This window comes from Ruegeria sp. AP7 (assembly GCF_056539905.1).
The window spans coordinates 291,262-303,684 of sequence record NZ_JBQFVT010000004.1 but is presented as its reverse complement, the minus strand read 5'-3'; the positions used below and the strand labels follow the sequence as shown (position 1 = coordinate 303,684).

The following is a 12,423-nucleotide window of genomic DNA, read 5'->3' as shown; positions in this document are numbered from 1 at the left end:
TGTGCAAACGAGGGATTGCGCTATGGCCTTGCCGGTGAAGGATCAGCTTAGATACTGGGGCATTGCCACTGTCGTATTCGTGCTGCTTTTGTACCTGTTGGGTGATGTCTTGCTACCCTTCGTGATCGGTGGTGCGATTGCCTATTTCCTTGATCCTGTTGCGGACCGCCTGGAAAAACTGGGTCTATCGCGAATGGCGGCGACCGCGATCATAACCGTGGTTGGAGTGCTGGGCTTTGTATTGATGATCTTGATGGTCGTTCCGGCCCTGATCACTCAGCTACTGGATCTGATCGATACTTTACCTAGCCTTTTCAAGCAACTGCGCGCATTTATTGAACAACAATTCCCCGCTCTTCTGGACCGGGAATCGAACACGCACCAGATGTTGGTGTCTTTCGGCGAAACGCTGAAATCCAAAACCGGAGATGTTTTGCAGACGGTTCTGGCTTCGCTGGGATCGGCCATAAACGTTGTCGTATTGCTGGTCATCGTGCCGGTTGTTGCAGTCTATCTGCTGATGGACTGGGACCGCATGATTGCCCGGATCGGAGAGCTGCTGCCCCGCGATCACGCCCCTACGATCAAGCGGCTGGCTGGTGAGATTGATGCCGTTCTGGCCTCATTCGTGCGCGGAATGGGCACTGTCTGTCTGATCCTTGGTACATATTACGCAGTTGCGCTGATGCTGGTTGGTTTGCAATTCGGCCTGATCGTTGGCTTCATCGCCGGGCTGGTCACGTTCATTCCTTATCTCGGTGCCTTGATCGGAGGCTCTCTGGCCATTGGTCTCGCTCTGTTTCAGTTTTGGGGGGACTGGGCGCATATCGGTTTGGTCGCGGGCATATTTGCCATCGGACAGGTGACCGAGGGCAACTTCCTGACCCCTAAGTTGGTAGGCAGCTCAGTCGGTTTGCACCCCGTCTGGCTGCTGCTGGCGTTGTCAGTCTTCGGCGCACTATTTGGCTTTGTCGGAATGCTGGTCGCAGTTCCAGTCGCTGCAGCCTTGGGTGTTTTGGCCCGGTTCGCGACCGAGCAATATCTGAACAGCCGTCTTTATACCGGGCTTGAAGGGCTCGAACAGGACGACGAGTAAATGGCCACTCAGCTAAGCTTTGATCTGCCGTCCAAGACCGCCTTGGGCCGCGAAGATTTCTTTGTCTCGCCCGCCAATGCGTTGGCCGTCGCGATGATCTCAGCGACCTCATGGCCAGGAAACAAGCTGGTGCTAAGCGGCCCGGCAGGATCAGGGAAAACCCACTTGGCCCATGTTTGGGCGGCGGAAACAGGCGGCCGCATCGTGCAGGCCACTGATTTGCGCTACGAAGAGGTTCCCAACCTCGCACGCACCTCGGTCGCAATCGAGGATGTTCCCCTAATTGCAGGTGATCTTGAACAGCAAAAAACACTATTTCACCTGCATAATCTGGTGCTGGCCGAAGGGAACGCCTTACTTATGACCGGACGCGCCGCGCCAAAGCTATGGCGCCTGCCGTTGGCCGATCTGCAAAGTCGCGTGGAAGGAGCGCACCATGTGGCCTTGGAAGCGCCGGATGACGCTCTGTTAGGTGCAGTGCTCGCAAAGCTCTTCACTGACCGTCAGCTAAGCCCCGGCCCGGATGTCATCGCGTATCTGGTCAAACACATGGATCGCAGCTTTGAAGCTGCAGCGAAAGTGGTTGACGAATTGGATCGCATTGCACTCGATGAAAAGCGCGATATCACCCGTGCGCTGGCGGTGCGTCTATTGAACACAGAACTCGAACAATCTGATGCCCACGATTGACCCAACACAGGTGATCCCGCATCCTGCGCCCAAAACATCTGGGGACACAATGACACAGACTGCCGAGACCGATTTCCCCGATCACGGGCTGTTTGGAAAGCCCATTTTCGAAGATCCTGGGGCTCGGGCGCTGTCTCGGGTTGGTGTTGTCGATATCGGGTCAAACTCGGTCCGCATGGTGATCTTCGATGGCGCAGCGCGCTCTCCGGCTTATTTCTACAACGAAAAGGTCATGTGCGAATTGGGGGCAGGCCTATCCGAAACCGGGCGTCTTAACCCGTTGGGACGTGTACGCGCGCTGGCTGCATTGCATCGCTTCAAATATCTGGCGGAAGACCTCGGGTTACCCACCCTGCACGCCGTCGCCACTGCAGCGGTGCGTGAAGCAAAAGATGGTCGCGATTTCTGCGAACAGGTAAAAGCGGAAACAGGATTGATCATCAATGTGGTCAATGGCGAAGAAGAAGCCCGCCTGTCAGCGCAGGGCGTATTGTTGGGATGGCCCGGCGCGTATGGTTTGATCTGTGACATCGGAGGCTCGTCAGTCGAACTGGCAGAAATCGGAGGCGGCAAGGTCGGGCGTCGCATGACCTCGCCTTTGGGTCCGCTCAAACTGCGCGATATCAAAGGCGGTCGTCGGGCGCGTAAAGAGCATATTAAGAAGACCATGGAAGAGATGCGCGATAAGATGGGCCCCCAGCGGGATCGCCTGTTTCTTGTTGGCGGCAGTTGGCGCGCCTTCGCGCGCCTTGACATGCTGCGCCGAGGCTACCCGCTGAACGTGCTGCACGAATACCGTATGACTCAGAGTCAAGTTCGCGAGACCATCAAATTCATCGAACAGAATAACGCGGATGAATTGCGCAGTCAGGCTGGTGTATCTGGTTCGCGTATGGCGCTGATCCCTTATGCAATGGATGTGCTTTCCCGCTTGATTCGCACTTTCAAGCCCAAGGACATCGCGATATCCAGCTATGGCATTCGCGAAGGATTACTGTACGAGCAGATGCCGCAACGCTTGCGCGACCGCGACCCATTGATTGAGGTCAGCCGCTTTGCCGAAGCCAAAGATGCACGCCTGCCCGGGTTCGGAAAACACTTGTTCGATTTTGTCATGCCTCTTTTCCGCTCGGCGCCAGAGCAGCGGGTGCGGCTGATCAAAACCGCCTGTCTGCTGCACGACGTCAGTTGGCGCGCGCACCCGGATTACCGGGCCGAGGCCTGTTTCGAATATGTGACCCGTGCCAACATGAGCGGGATCAAACACTCTGAGAGAGTTTTTATCGGCCTCGCTTTGCAGCACCGATATCGGAACAAGCGTGAAGGTAGCCGATTTAATAAGCTCTATGAGTTGCTGGATGAGCGCGGTCAGGAACAGGCCGAAATACTGGGCAAAGCACTTCGCTTTGGCGCAATGCTTTGGATGCAGCATGACGCGGCTATGGGTAAGTTGCGCTACTATCCGAAGAAGCAAAAGCTTGAACTGCGCTTGCCCAAATCAGCAGGTCCATTGTTCAACGAAGTTGCCGAAGCGCGGTTCAACTCATTGGCTAATGCGGTGAATTCTGAACCCAAGGTTATCCTGAGGGGCTGATCAAATATCAGTCAAGCCATCGGATGGAATGTCATCTTGCGGAACCGATTCTTCGGGTCGTTCCTGTGCCGGCTTTTTACGGATGATAATATCGCCGTTGGGCAACATTTCGGGCGTTTCATAGGCCGTCCAATCCTGAACCTGAGTGGCGAGTTCAGCCAGCGCTGGCCCCATCTCCTGCAGGAATGATTGCAATGCCGGGCCGAACTGCTCGGCGAAACCGCGCAAATCCCCGATCGTGGGCTCCATTTCCTGCCGTAGACCTTCCAGAAAAAGCTCGGCACCTCGCTCCATCAAGGACTTGCTGTCCTCTTCAGCATGGGCGGGTATTGCCACCAGTGCGCAGGTTGCGCAGATCTTCAACACAAGTCGCATGGTAGAAATATAAGAGGTGACCGATGCAGTTGAAAGGCTACAGATCTATATCCAGCGTCACAGGAAAGTGGTCTGATGCTGCCAGCAAAGCATCGCGCAACTCGGGGGTGCCCCAGCATGCGGCGTCCCGAAATGGATGCCAGATGCGCCAGACCGGGTCATGATCACGCAGATCATTGCTGATCATGATGTAGTCGAGCAGCGCCTCAAGATACCTTCCCTCCTCCCGACGTTCAAAACGCGCCGTAGCCGGTATTGATCCGGGACGCGGGCGATGCGCTTGCGCGGCGTGAGGATCATAAAGCCCTGCCTGCAATAGAATCTCGACCGAAGATCGCCCGAACAGATGCTCAAACTCATCCAGCCCCGGGCCATCGTTCAGATCACCAAGCAAGATAACCGGCTCGTTGGCGTTAATGTGGTGTTCAACGCGTCGCGCCAACCAAACCGCCTGCGCCAGTTGTTTGCGGCGGTTGGCAATGGACAGACGGATCATTTCGTCCCGTGACCCGGCACCATGGGGGGCTTTGGATTTTAGATGTGCCCCTATCAGGCGGAGGATCGATCCATTGGCCATCTCAATGGCCAGTTCCATTGGCGGTTTCGAGAACTCGACCCGATCTTCGGTCGCATCGATGTCCAGATCAATGCGGAACACGCCATCGAACCGAGGAGCGGCTAGATCACTCAGTTGTCCAACTGGCTCGTGGCGTGCTTTCAAGACATCCGGATCGAACAACAGCGCCAGTTCCTGATGCGTATCATTGGCAAATCCCATCACTGCATGGGACGTGCGCAGATTGAATGTTTCGGCAAACCGTTGAAGGGCGCGGACGGTATTTTGCGTTTTGCCTGTATTTGGGGCCTCAACGATTAATACAGCATCGGCATCAACGGCGGTCAGAACCTTGGCCACCGCTTCGATCTGCTGCACTCTGGTTATGTCACGCCGTCCTGACCAACTATCGTCGGCAACCAGATTATCATCGCGATCAAACAGATTGGCGAACCATTCGATATTGTAGGTCGCCAGCCGCACCGATCACACCCGAGCGCCGTTTATTTCATCCCAGGCGCGATTGATATCGATCATCTTTTTCTCGGCCAGACGCACCGCTTCCTCGGGCACGCCGCGTGCCATCATCGCATCGGGATGAGTCTCTCTCACCAACTGCCGCCAAACTTTGCGTATTTCGGGCAGTGACGCATTCCGCGCAACGCCCAACACTGTGTACGGGTCTTTTGGTGCGTCCGGCACAAATCGCGCACGCAAGGCCATGAATTGAGCGTCAGTCTGACCAAAAATTCGGCTGACCTCTTCAAGAAATTCATTCTCGTTTGGGTGATAGAACCCATCTGCCATAGCGATGTGAAAGAGCCCTTCCATCAAATCGCAAAGCGTGGTGCTGTCTTCCGCAAACATTCCCGCGATCTTGCGCGCGTAATCTTTGTATCCAGCAACATCGGTTCGGGCCATGTCAAAGACCTTGGCTGCGCCGTCTTCGTCTTCGGGCGCGATCTGGAACACTTCGCGGAAGGCTGTGACCTCATCGCGTGTCACCTGACCATCGGCCTTGGCCATCTTTGCCCCTAGTGCCACAACGGCAATTGCAAACGCGACCGAACGTTCGGGGGGCGTACGCAGCTTTTCAAATACTGCGGTCAGGCTTTCGCCCTGGGCAAGCGCATTCAGCGCATCAGCTATTCTGGTCCAGATCGACATGGCCGCACCCTAGCGCGCCTTTGCGCGACTGTCAGGTGCGACAGATGACTGCGGGGCAAGTATTTTCTGCATCAGAACAAGATCCAAGCGCTGCCCCCATTTAAACCCCACTTCGGGCATATGCCCCACCTGTTTGAAACCGATTGCCGAATGGAAAGCGACGGCTGCTGGGTTGGCCGAGGAAATACCCGCAACAAGAACATGCACATTGTTTGTTTTGGCGATGGCCTCCAAGGCCTGCATCAATGCGCGCCCCGTGCCCTCCCCTCTAGCCTCAGGCGCCAACTGGATCGAATGCTCGCGGCACTGCGCATATCCGGGGCCCGACCGGAATAAGTTGTAAGTTGCAAACCCCTCGACCATCCCATCGCGCTCGGCGACCAGAAAAACCGGCCCACGGGTTTCTATCTCTGCCGTCACTTTTTCCACGCTGCGTTCATCGGTGGTGAAAGTTACCAGCGTGTCACGAATGATCGCGTTTGCGATCTCGGTAATCGCGGGCGCGTCTTCGACCGTTGCCTGTCGGATGATCATTCCAGCACGCGCAGCCCATGTGGAGTTTCAATTTCTGCGCACAATGCTGCCGGACCACTATCAAAAACGACATAATCCAACGCCCCCAAGCCTTTGGCTAGATCGAGAGCATCCGGGTGGCACACAATCAAGCGTTGCAGCTGGCAGCCGCTGTCCTGCAACATTTGTGCAGGATGCAGATCACCCTGCCACTGGATGAGCGCGGGAAAGAGGTTATCAAACGGCAGACGCCCGTTTGGTGGAACCGCCATGCGCCAGCGCAGCGCGCCTCGGTTCAGATCGATGGGCTGACCAACACCGTCAGGAAAGACGGTCAGCGAAGCCTCGATATCGGGAACCTGGCAAATCCAGTTGGTCAGACGGGGTGATCCGGCGAACCGGTCCAGATCGAACCAGCGCGTCCTTTGCGGATTGGGCGCATCGGGATCGATGGCGATAGCCTCTAAGTACAAGCCCTCCCGCAAGCCCAACAGGCGGTTATACGTCCCGAATTTCTCGTGCTTGCCGCCATCCTGCAATCGAACACCCAACGCCTGTTCGATATGGTCAGAAGCCTCTTCCAGCGTTTCACCTGCAACAGCCAAATGGTCCAACAACATTAAGACGCTCTCCCAAAAAACATGCGACCAGACAAGAAGTGTCTGGCCGCATGTTTTCCTCAAAGGTTCCGGATCACAAGATTTTTCGTACGAAAAATCTTGACCCAACTCAGGCTTTGGCTTCACCGATCAAACGCAAGATATCTTGTGCCGCGTCAGGGATGTTCGTTCCCGGACCAAAGATCGCCTTTACACCGTGATCGTAGAGGAACTGGTAATCCTGTTGCGGGATGACGCCACCACAGATGACGATGATGTCTTCGGCCCCGGCCTTTTTCAGCTCTTCAACCAACTGGGGTGCCAACGTCTTATGCCCAGCAGCCTGCGAAGAGATCCCGATCACATGCACATCATTGTCTACCGCGTCCTGCGCGGCTTCTGCGGGAGTCTGAAACAGAGGGCCGACGTCCACGTCAAACCCGATATCAGCAAAGGCGGTGGCAATCACCTTCGCCCCTCGGTCGTGGCCGTCCTGCCCCATCTTGACCACCAGCAGACGCGGGCGACGGCCCTCGGCCTCGGCGAATTCTTCTATCGATTTCTGGATCGCGGCAAAGCCTTCGTCACCTTCATAAGCCGCGCCATAAACACCGGCCAGGGTTTTCACTTCGGCGCGGTGGCGACCGAATTCCTTTTCCATTGCCATGCTGATCTCTCCTACGGATGCACGGGCGCGGGCGGCCTCGACGGCGGCGGCCAGCAGGTTACCACCCTCACGGGCAGTGGTGGTCAGCGCGTCCAACGCCTGCTGACATGCTGCTTCGTCACGTGTGGCGCGAATGCGTTCCAACCGCGCCACCTGCGCCTCGCGCACGGCGACATTGTCGACGTCCAAAATGTCGATCGGGTCTTCCTGTTCCTTGCGGTATTTGTTGACGCCAACGATGACCTCTTCGCCCCGGTCGATCATGGCCTGACGACGGGCCGCGCTTTCTTCGATCCGCAGCTTGGGCATGCCAGAAGCAACCGCCTTGGTCATGCCGCCCATCTCCTCGACTTCTTCCATCAAAGCCCAGGCTTTTTCGACCAATTCATTGGTGAGGCTTTCGACGTAGTAAGAGCCCGCAAGCGGATCGACCACATCTGTCACGCCAGTCTCTTCCTGCAGCACCAATTGCGTGTTCCGTGCGATGCGGGCAGAAAAATCGGTGGGCAACGCAATCGCTTCGTCCAGCGCGTTGGTATGCAGCGACTGGGTGCCGCCCAGTACCGCGCTCATCGCCTCATAGGCGGTGCGGATCACGTTGTTATAGGGATCCTGCTCCTGCAGTGACACGCCCGAAGTCTGGCAGTGGGTGCGCAGCATCTTCGACCGTTCGGATTTCGCTCCGAACTCGGTCATTACCCGATGCCAGAGCGTGCGTGCTGCGCGAAGCTTCGCAATCTCCATGAAGAAGTTCATGCCGATAGCAAAGAAGAACGACAGACGGCCCGCAAACTGGTCCACATCCATGCCCGACTGAGTCGCGGCACGCACATATTCGCGGCCATCGGCCAGCGTATAGGCCAGCTCTTGCACCAGGTTCGCCCCGGCCTCTTGCATGTGATAGCCCGAAATCGAGATCGAGTTGAACTTCGGCATCTCGTTCGAGGTGAACTCGATAATGTCCGAGATGATCTTCATCGATGGCTCGGGCGGGTAGATATAAGTGTTGCGCACCATGAACTCTTTCAGAATATCGTTCTGGATGGTGCCCGACAGCACGGCCTTGTCATGCCCCTGCTCTTCTCCCGCAACTATGAAACTGGCCAGAACCGGGATCACCGCCCCGTTCATCGTCATTGAGACCGAAACCTTGTCCAGCGGGATGCCGTCGAACAGGATCTTCATGTCCTCGACGCTGTCGATGGCCACACCGGCCTTGCCCACATCACCGACCACGCGCGGATGGTCGCTGTCATAGCCCCGGTGCGTCGCCAGATCGAAGGCCACAGATACACCCTGCTGACCGGCGGCCAGATTGCGGCGATAGAAGGCGTTCGATTCCTCGGCGGTCGAGAACCCCGCATACTGACGGATGGTCCAAGGACGACCCGCATACATCGTCGCCTTCACCCCACGGGTAAACGGGCCGAAGCCAGGCAGTGACCCCATATGCGGCAGGTCTGCGGTGTCGTCCTGCGTATAGAGCGGTTTGACATCGATGCCTTCGAGCGTTTCCTTGGTCAGATCGTCCAACGGACGCCCGCGCAGTTCTTTTTCGGCCAGCACCTGCCAGTCGTTGGTGTCGGTCATGTCGATTTCCTCTGTTCCAATCGGGGTTCCGCGGGGATGACCCCGCGCGCATCTCTTTCTGTCCGGCAGACAAGCTCGGCCAAGCCGTTTGCGCCGGAGGCAAGCCATTCCAGATCATCCGCATAATCGGACCACAGCTTCATTGCCTGATCTGCGTTTAGGCCGTGAGGGGCAGGATTGGGCGCGGCATTCAGCGAAAAGCCGTCGTTGTCCTCGGGTGCCTCGCGCCCGGTCAAAGCCTCAAGTTGTTCCCGCTGATGGCCCGCAAAATCTTCGAAGGGCAAGACTAGCAACGGAACGCCCGGCAACGCGCGGCTCATCTCAGTAATCACATTGCGCCAGCTGCGCTTGCTCTGTGTGATACGTTTCCATTTGGCGGGCTCGATCGGCTCACTTCCGCGTTTGAATTTATAGGCTGAAACGGAAGACCAATACATATCCAACGCCCGGATATTCAGAGCCAATTTGCCAACCCCGTCATAAAAGGCCTTCGCGAGCAGCAGACCACGCTCGTGCATGCTGGGATAAAGCGAGGCTAATGCAATACTACGCTCCATAGAACCTACGAAGTTCTCTTGACTTACCAATAGCTGCTTGGCACCCGCACGCCGACACGCATCCAGATCACGGCGTAGCGCGTCACAAACATCTGGCGTCAATTTATTCAGGCTATTCAAACCGTTGGCACGTGTGCGTTCAGGCCCCCAATAGACCAACCCTTGCTCAGCCAGCGTGTTCTCATTCCTGCTTAGATAGTTTTGAAAGCTGGTGGTTGCGCACCTGTGTGCGCCGCAATGCAGGATGATCTCCATCGCCCTACCCTCCCCACCGAAAGTCTTCAGGAACAACCTGTATTCTCGGCACTTGGATAGGTGCGGATGAGACGGGATCGAGCCTGAGGTACAATTTTTTGATGTCCGTAGACATTTCGCCAGTCGCATTCGTCCGCGCAGAGGCTATATTCAACAGAACAGGAGGCCATATGACACGCACGCTTGCCCTTGTTTTCTCGGCACTATTCCCGCTGGCCGCCTTGGCTGCGGACGCGAATGCCCCTGCGGATGACAGCTTTGTGCGTCCCGTATATGACAGCGATCTGAGCGATTTTCTCTGGACCCATCGCCCGATCGTTGTATTTGCCGATACCCCTGCAGACCCAAGGTTCCAGCAACAGGTTGACATGCTGTTGGAGGGCGAAGCGGCGATGCGTGATCGCGACGTAATCGTATTGACCGATACCGATCCGTCGGCACGATCTCCGATACGGTCAAAACTGCGACCGCGCGGTTTCCAGATGGTATTTGTCGACAAGGATGGCGTCGTGAAACTGCGCAAACCCAGCCCATGGAGCGTGCGCGAGATAGGCCGCTCGATTGACAAGACGCCCTTGCGTGAACGCGAAATTCGCGAACGACGCGAAGGCGGCTGAACACCTGCAACTTGCCTTAAAGTCCCGACGGAAGCCGCCGAGAACCTTGAAAGGTATGAAACAGGCGCGCGCATGATCATTCGAACTCGATAATCACATCGTCAACGGCGAGACTGTCGCCGGGACCAGCATTGATTTTGGAGACAACGCCTTTCTTCTCAGCGCGCAGGATGTTCTCCATCTTCATCGCCTCGACGGTGCAAAGCGCCTGACCCTCCTGTACCTCCTGCCCCACTTCGACATCGATCTTCACGATCAGGCCGGGCATCGGGCAGAGCAGCATCTTGGATGTATCAGGCGGCAGCTTCTCGGGCATCATCCGGGCCAATTCGGCCTGACGTGGGGTGCGAACATGCACCTTGAGATCCGCGCCGCGGTTGCGGATGCGGAAACCGCCCGACACTTTGCCGACCTTCAGAACCAGTGGACTGCCATCGACATCGAGCACTGCAAGCTGATCGCCCGGTGTCCAATCGGAGGCGACGCGGTGCTTCGTGCCATCTGCAAAGGACACGGTGGAGCCATCCTGATCGGCCTCTATCGCAACCTCGAACTCTTGCCCTTGCAGCGAGACGACCCAATCGGTTCCAACCTTGCGTTCATGATTGTCCATCCGCCCCGACACCCGTGTACGACGAATCTCGGCCACCCGGTGCATCGCCGCGCACGAGGCAGCGACTCGGCGCAGATCAGTTTCAGGCAATTCAACACCCTCAAATCCGTCAGGATACTCCTCGGCGATGAAGGCGGTCGTCATATCACCGCTAACGAATTTCGGGTGGTCCATAACCGCTGACAGGAACGGTAGATTGTGACCGATGCCTTCAACCTCAAAACTGTCGAGCGCCACACGCATGGCTTCGATCGCCTGCTCGCGGGTCGGGGCCCAAGTGCACAGTTTGGCGATCATCGGATCATAATACATACTAATTTCGCCGCCTTCATAGACGCCGGTATCGTTACGTACAGCGCTACCCCCTTTGGGCGCATCGCCTTGCCATTTGTCATTCACCAGCAACGGGCCAGCGGCGACTTCCTGCGGTGGGCGATAACGGGTCAGGCGGCCAATCGAGGGCAAGAAGCCGCGATACGGGTCCTCGGCATAAAGACGGTTCTCGATGGCCCAACCCGTCAAGGTCACGTCATCCTGAGTGATGGTCAGCTTTTCACCAGCAGCCACACGGATCATCTGTTCCACCAGATCAACACCGGTAATCAGCTCGGTCACCGGGTGTTCCACCTGAAGGCGGGTGTTCATTTCAAGGAAGTAAAAGTTCTTTTCCCCATCCACGATGAATTCAACCGTTCCAGCACTGGCATAGTCCACGGCCTTGGCCAGCGCGACCGCCTGTTCTCCCATCGCTTTTCGGGTTTCAGGATCAAGGAAGGGGGAAGGCGCCTCTTCTACAACCTTCTGGTTCCGGCGTTGGATCGAGCATTCACGCTCGCCCAAATAGATGCCGTTGCCATGACTGTCGCACAGGACCTGAATTTCGATGTGGCGCGGTTGGGTCACGAATTTCTCAATGAAAATCCGGTCGTCTCCAAAGGAATTTGCAGCCTCGTTCTTGGAAGATTGGAAGCCTTCCCGCGCTTCTTCATCATTCCACGCGATCCGCATGCCCTTACCACCGCCGCCAGCGCTGGCCTTGATCATCACCGGATACCCGATATCGTTCGATATCTTCACCGCCTCATCAGCGTCTTCGATCAGCCCCATGTAGCCGGGGACGGTTGAAACCCCGGCCTCCTGTGCGATCTTCTTCGAGGTGATCTTATCACCCATGCTTTCGATCGCACCAACCGGTGGGCCGACAAAGGCGACGCCTTCGGCATCCAGCGCTTCAGCAAACTTGGAATTCTCGGACAGAAAGCCATAGCCGGGGTGGACAGCCTGCGCACCACTTTGACGGATTGCGTCCATTACCTTGTCGATGACAATGTATGACTGATTGGCCGGTGGTGGACCAATATGCACGGCCTCATCCGCCATCGACACGTGCAGGGCGTTCCTGTCAGCATCAGAATAGATGGCGACCGTACCAATGCCCATTTTGCGGGCAGTCTTGATGACCCGGCAGGCAATCTCGCCCCGGTTTGCGATCAGGATCTTGTTGAACATGGAACGTCCTTTGGATTGAAGTTCT

At 56.7% G+C, this 12,423-nt stretch carries 12 protein-coding genes; 4 read left to right on the top strand and 8 right to left on the bottom strand.

All coding sequences use genetic code 11. The features are described 5' to 3' along the window. Positions 1-22 precede the first annotated feature (22 nt). Genes ACR0KN_RS10720 through ACR0KN_RS10710 form a run of 3 tightly spaced genes read left to right on the top strand, consistent with a single transcriptional unit; the run spans position 23 to position 3,380 of the window. Positions 23-1,096 (top strand): AI-2E family transporter, encoded by a 1,074-nt coding sequence (locus tag ACR0KN_RS10720; protein WP_170473373.1) that lies wholly within the window; start codon positions 23-25, stop codon positions 1,094-1,096. After that, on the top strand, positions 1,097-1,786 hold the full coding sequence (locus tag ACR0KN_RS10715; protein WP_480653405.1) for a P-loop NTPase family protein: 690 nt from the start codon (positions 1,097-1,099) through the stop codon (positions 1,784-1,786). It abuts the gene before it with no gap. Between the two features lie 49 nt (positions 1,787-1,835). Next, positions 1,836-3,380: a Ppx/GppA family phosphatase gene (locus ACR0KN_RS10710; protein ID WP_480653403.1), complete on the top strand. Its 1,545-nt coding sequence runs from the start codon at positions 1,836-1,838 to the stop codon at positions 3,378-3,380. Here ACR0KN_RS10710 and ACR0KN_RS10705 read toward each other — a convergent pair whose 3' ends face one another. The 7 genes from ACR0KN_RS10705 to ACR0KN_RS10675 all read right to left on the bottom strand — a co-directional run bounded on the left by ACR0KN_RS10705 (position 3,381) and on the right by ACR0KN_RS10675 (position 9,659). After that, the gene (locus ACR0KN_RS10705) at positions 3,381-3,755 is read right to left on the bottom strand and encodes a hypothetical protein (RefSeq protein WP_480653401.1); all 375 of its coding nucleotides are present in this window, start codon (positions 3,753-3,755) and stop codon (positions 3,381-3,383) included. It lies immediately after the preceding gene. A gap of 37 nt (positions 3,756-3,792) precedes the next feature. Further along, positions 3,793-4,794, bottom strand: a complete 1,002-nt coding sequence (locus ACR0KN_RS10700) for an endonuclease/exonuclease/phosphatase family protein (RefSeq protein ID WP_480653400.1) — start codon at positions 4,792-4,794, stop codon at positions 3,793-3,795. Between the two features lie 3 nt (positions 4,795-4,797). After that, positions 4,798-5,478, bottom strand: a complete 681-nt coding sequence (locus tag ACR0KN_RS10695) for a TerB family tellurite resistance protein (RefSeq protein ID WP_480653398.1) — start codon at positions 5,476-5,478, stop codon at positions 4,798-4,800. 9 nt (positions 5,479-5,487) lie between these two features. After that, on the bottom strand, positions 5,488-6,012 hold the full coding sequence (locus tag ACR0KN_RS10690) for an N-acetyltransferase family protein (RefSeq protein WP_480653396.1): 525 nt from the start codon (positions 6,010-6,012) through the stop codon (positions 5,488-5,490). Then, entirely contained in the window at positions 6,009-6,611 is a 603-nt protein-coding gene (locus ACR0KN_RS10685; RefSeq protein WP_480653394.1) for a VOC family protein, read from the bottom strand. Before ACR0KN_RS10685 ends, ACR0KN_RS10690 begins: the two co-directional genes overlap by 4 nt. Positions 6,612-6,720: 109 nt before the next feature. Next, positions 6,721-8,847, bottom strand: a complete 2,127-nt coding sequence (gene scpA, locus ACR0KN_RS10680) for a methylmalonyl-CoA mutase (protein WP_480653392.1) — start codon at positions 8,845-8,847, stop codon at positions 6,721-6,723. After that, entirely contained in the window at positions 8,844-9,659 is an 816-nt protein-coding gene (locus ACR0KN_RS10675) for a hypothetical protein (RefSeq protein ID WP_480653390.1), read from the bottom strand. Before ACR0KN_RS10675 ends, scpA begins: the two co-directional genes overlap by 4 nt. A gap of 170 nt (positions 9,660-9,829) precedes the next feature. Here ACR0KN_RS10675 and ACR0KN_RS10670 point away from each other — a divergent pair, with 170 nt between their 5' ends. Continuing rightward, complete coding sequence (locus ACR0KN_RS10670; RefSeq protein ID WP_480653388.1) at positions 9,830-10,276, top strand: DUF4174 domain-containing protein; 447 nt, start codon at positions 9,830-9,832, stop codon at positions 10,274-10,276. Between the two features lie 76 nt (positions 10,277-10,352). Here ACR0KN_RS10670 and ACR0KN_RS10665 read toward each other — a convergent pair whose 3' ends face one another. Next, on the bottom strand, positions 10,353-12,398 hold the full coding sequence (locus ACR0KN_RS10665) for an ATP-binding protein (protein ID WP_480653386.1): 2,046 nt from the start codon (positions 12,396-12,398) through the stop codon (positions 10,353-10,355). Positions 12,399-12,423 lie beyond the last annotated feature (25 nt).

What these genes read in the sequence shown, in the direction of transcription:
- ACR0KN_RS10685 (WP_480653394.1), bottom strand. Translation starts at nt 6,611, where the DNA reads ATGTTGTTGGACCATTTGGCTGTTGCAGGTGAAACGCTGGAAGAGGCT.
- ACR0KN_RS10690 (WP_480653396.1), bottom strand. Translation starts at nt 6,012, where the DNA reads ATGATCATCCGACAGGCAACGGTCGAAGACGCGCCCGCGATTACCGAG.
- ACR0KN_RS10695 (WP_480653398.1), bottom strand. Translation starts at nt 5,478, where the DNA reads ATGTCGATCTGGACCAGAATAGCTGATGCGCTGAATGCGCTTGCCCAG.
- ACR0KN_RS10710 (WP_480653403.1), top strand. Translation starts at nt 1,836, where the DNA reads ATGACACAGACTGCCGAGACCGATTTCCCCGATCACGGGCTGTTTGGA.
- ACR0KN_RS10720 (WP_170473373.1), top strand. Translation starts at nt 23, where the DNA reads ATGGCCTTGCCGGTGAAGGATCAGCTTAGATACTGGGGCATTGCCACT.
- ACR0KN_RS10670 (WP_480653388.1), top strand. Translation starts at nt 9,830, where the DNA reads ATGACACGCACGCTTGCCCTTGTTTTCTCGGCACTATTCCCGCTGGCC.
- ACR0KN_RS10675 (WP_480653390.1), bottom strand. Translation starts at nt 9,659, where the DNA reads ATGGAGATCATCCTGCATTGCGGCGCACACAGGTGCGCAACCACCAGC.
- ACR0KN_RS10665 (WP_480653386.1), bottom strand. Translation starts at nt 12,398, where the DNA reads ATGTTCAACAAGATCCTGATCGCAAACCGGGGCGAGATTGCCTGCCGG.
- ACR0KN_RS10715 (WP_480653405.1), top strand. Translation starts at nt 1,097, where the DNA reads ATGGCCACTCAGCTAAGCTTTGATCTGCCGTCCAAGACCGCCTTGGGC.
- ACR0KN_RS10705 (WP_480653401.1), bottom strand. Translation starts at nt 3,755, where the DNA reads ATGCGACTTGTGTTGAAGATCTGCGCAACCTGCGCACTGGTGGCAATA.
- scpA (WP_480653392.1), bottom strand. Translation starts at nt 8,847, where the DNA reads ATGACCGACACCAACGACTGGCAGGTGCTGGCCGAAAAAGAACTGCGC.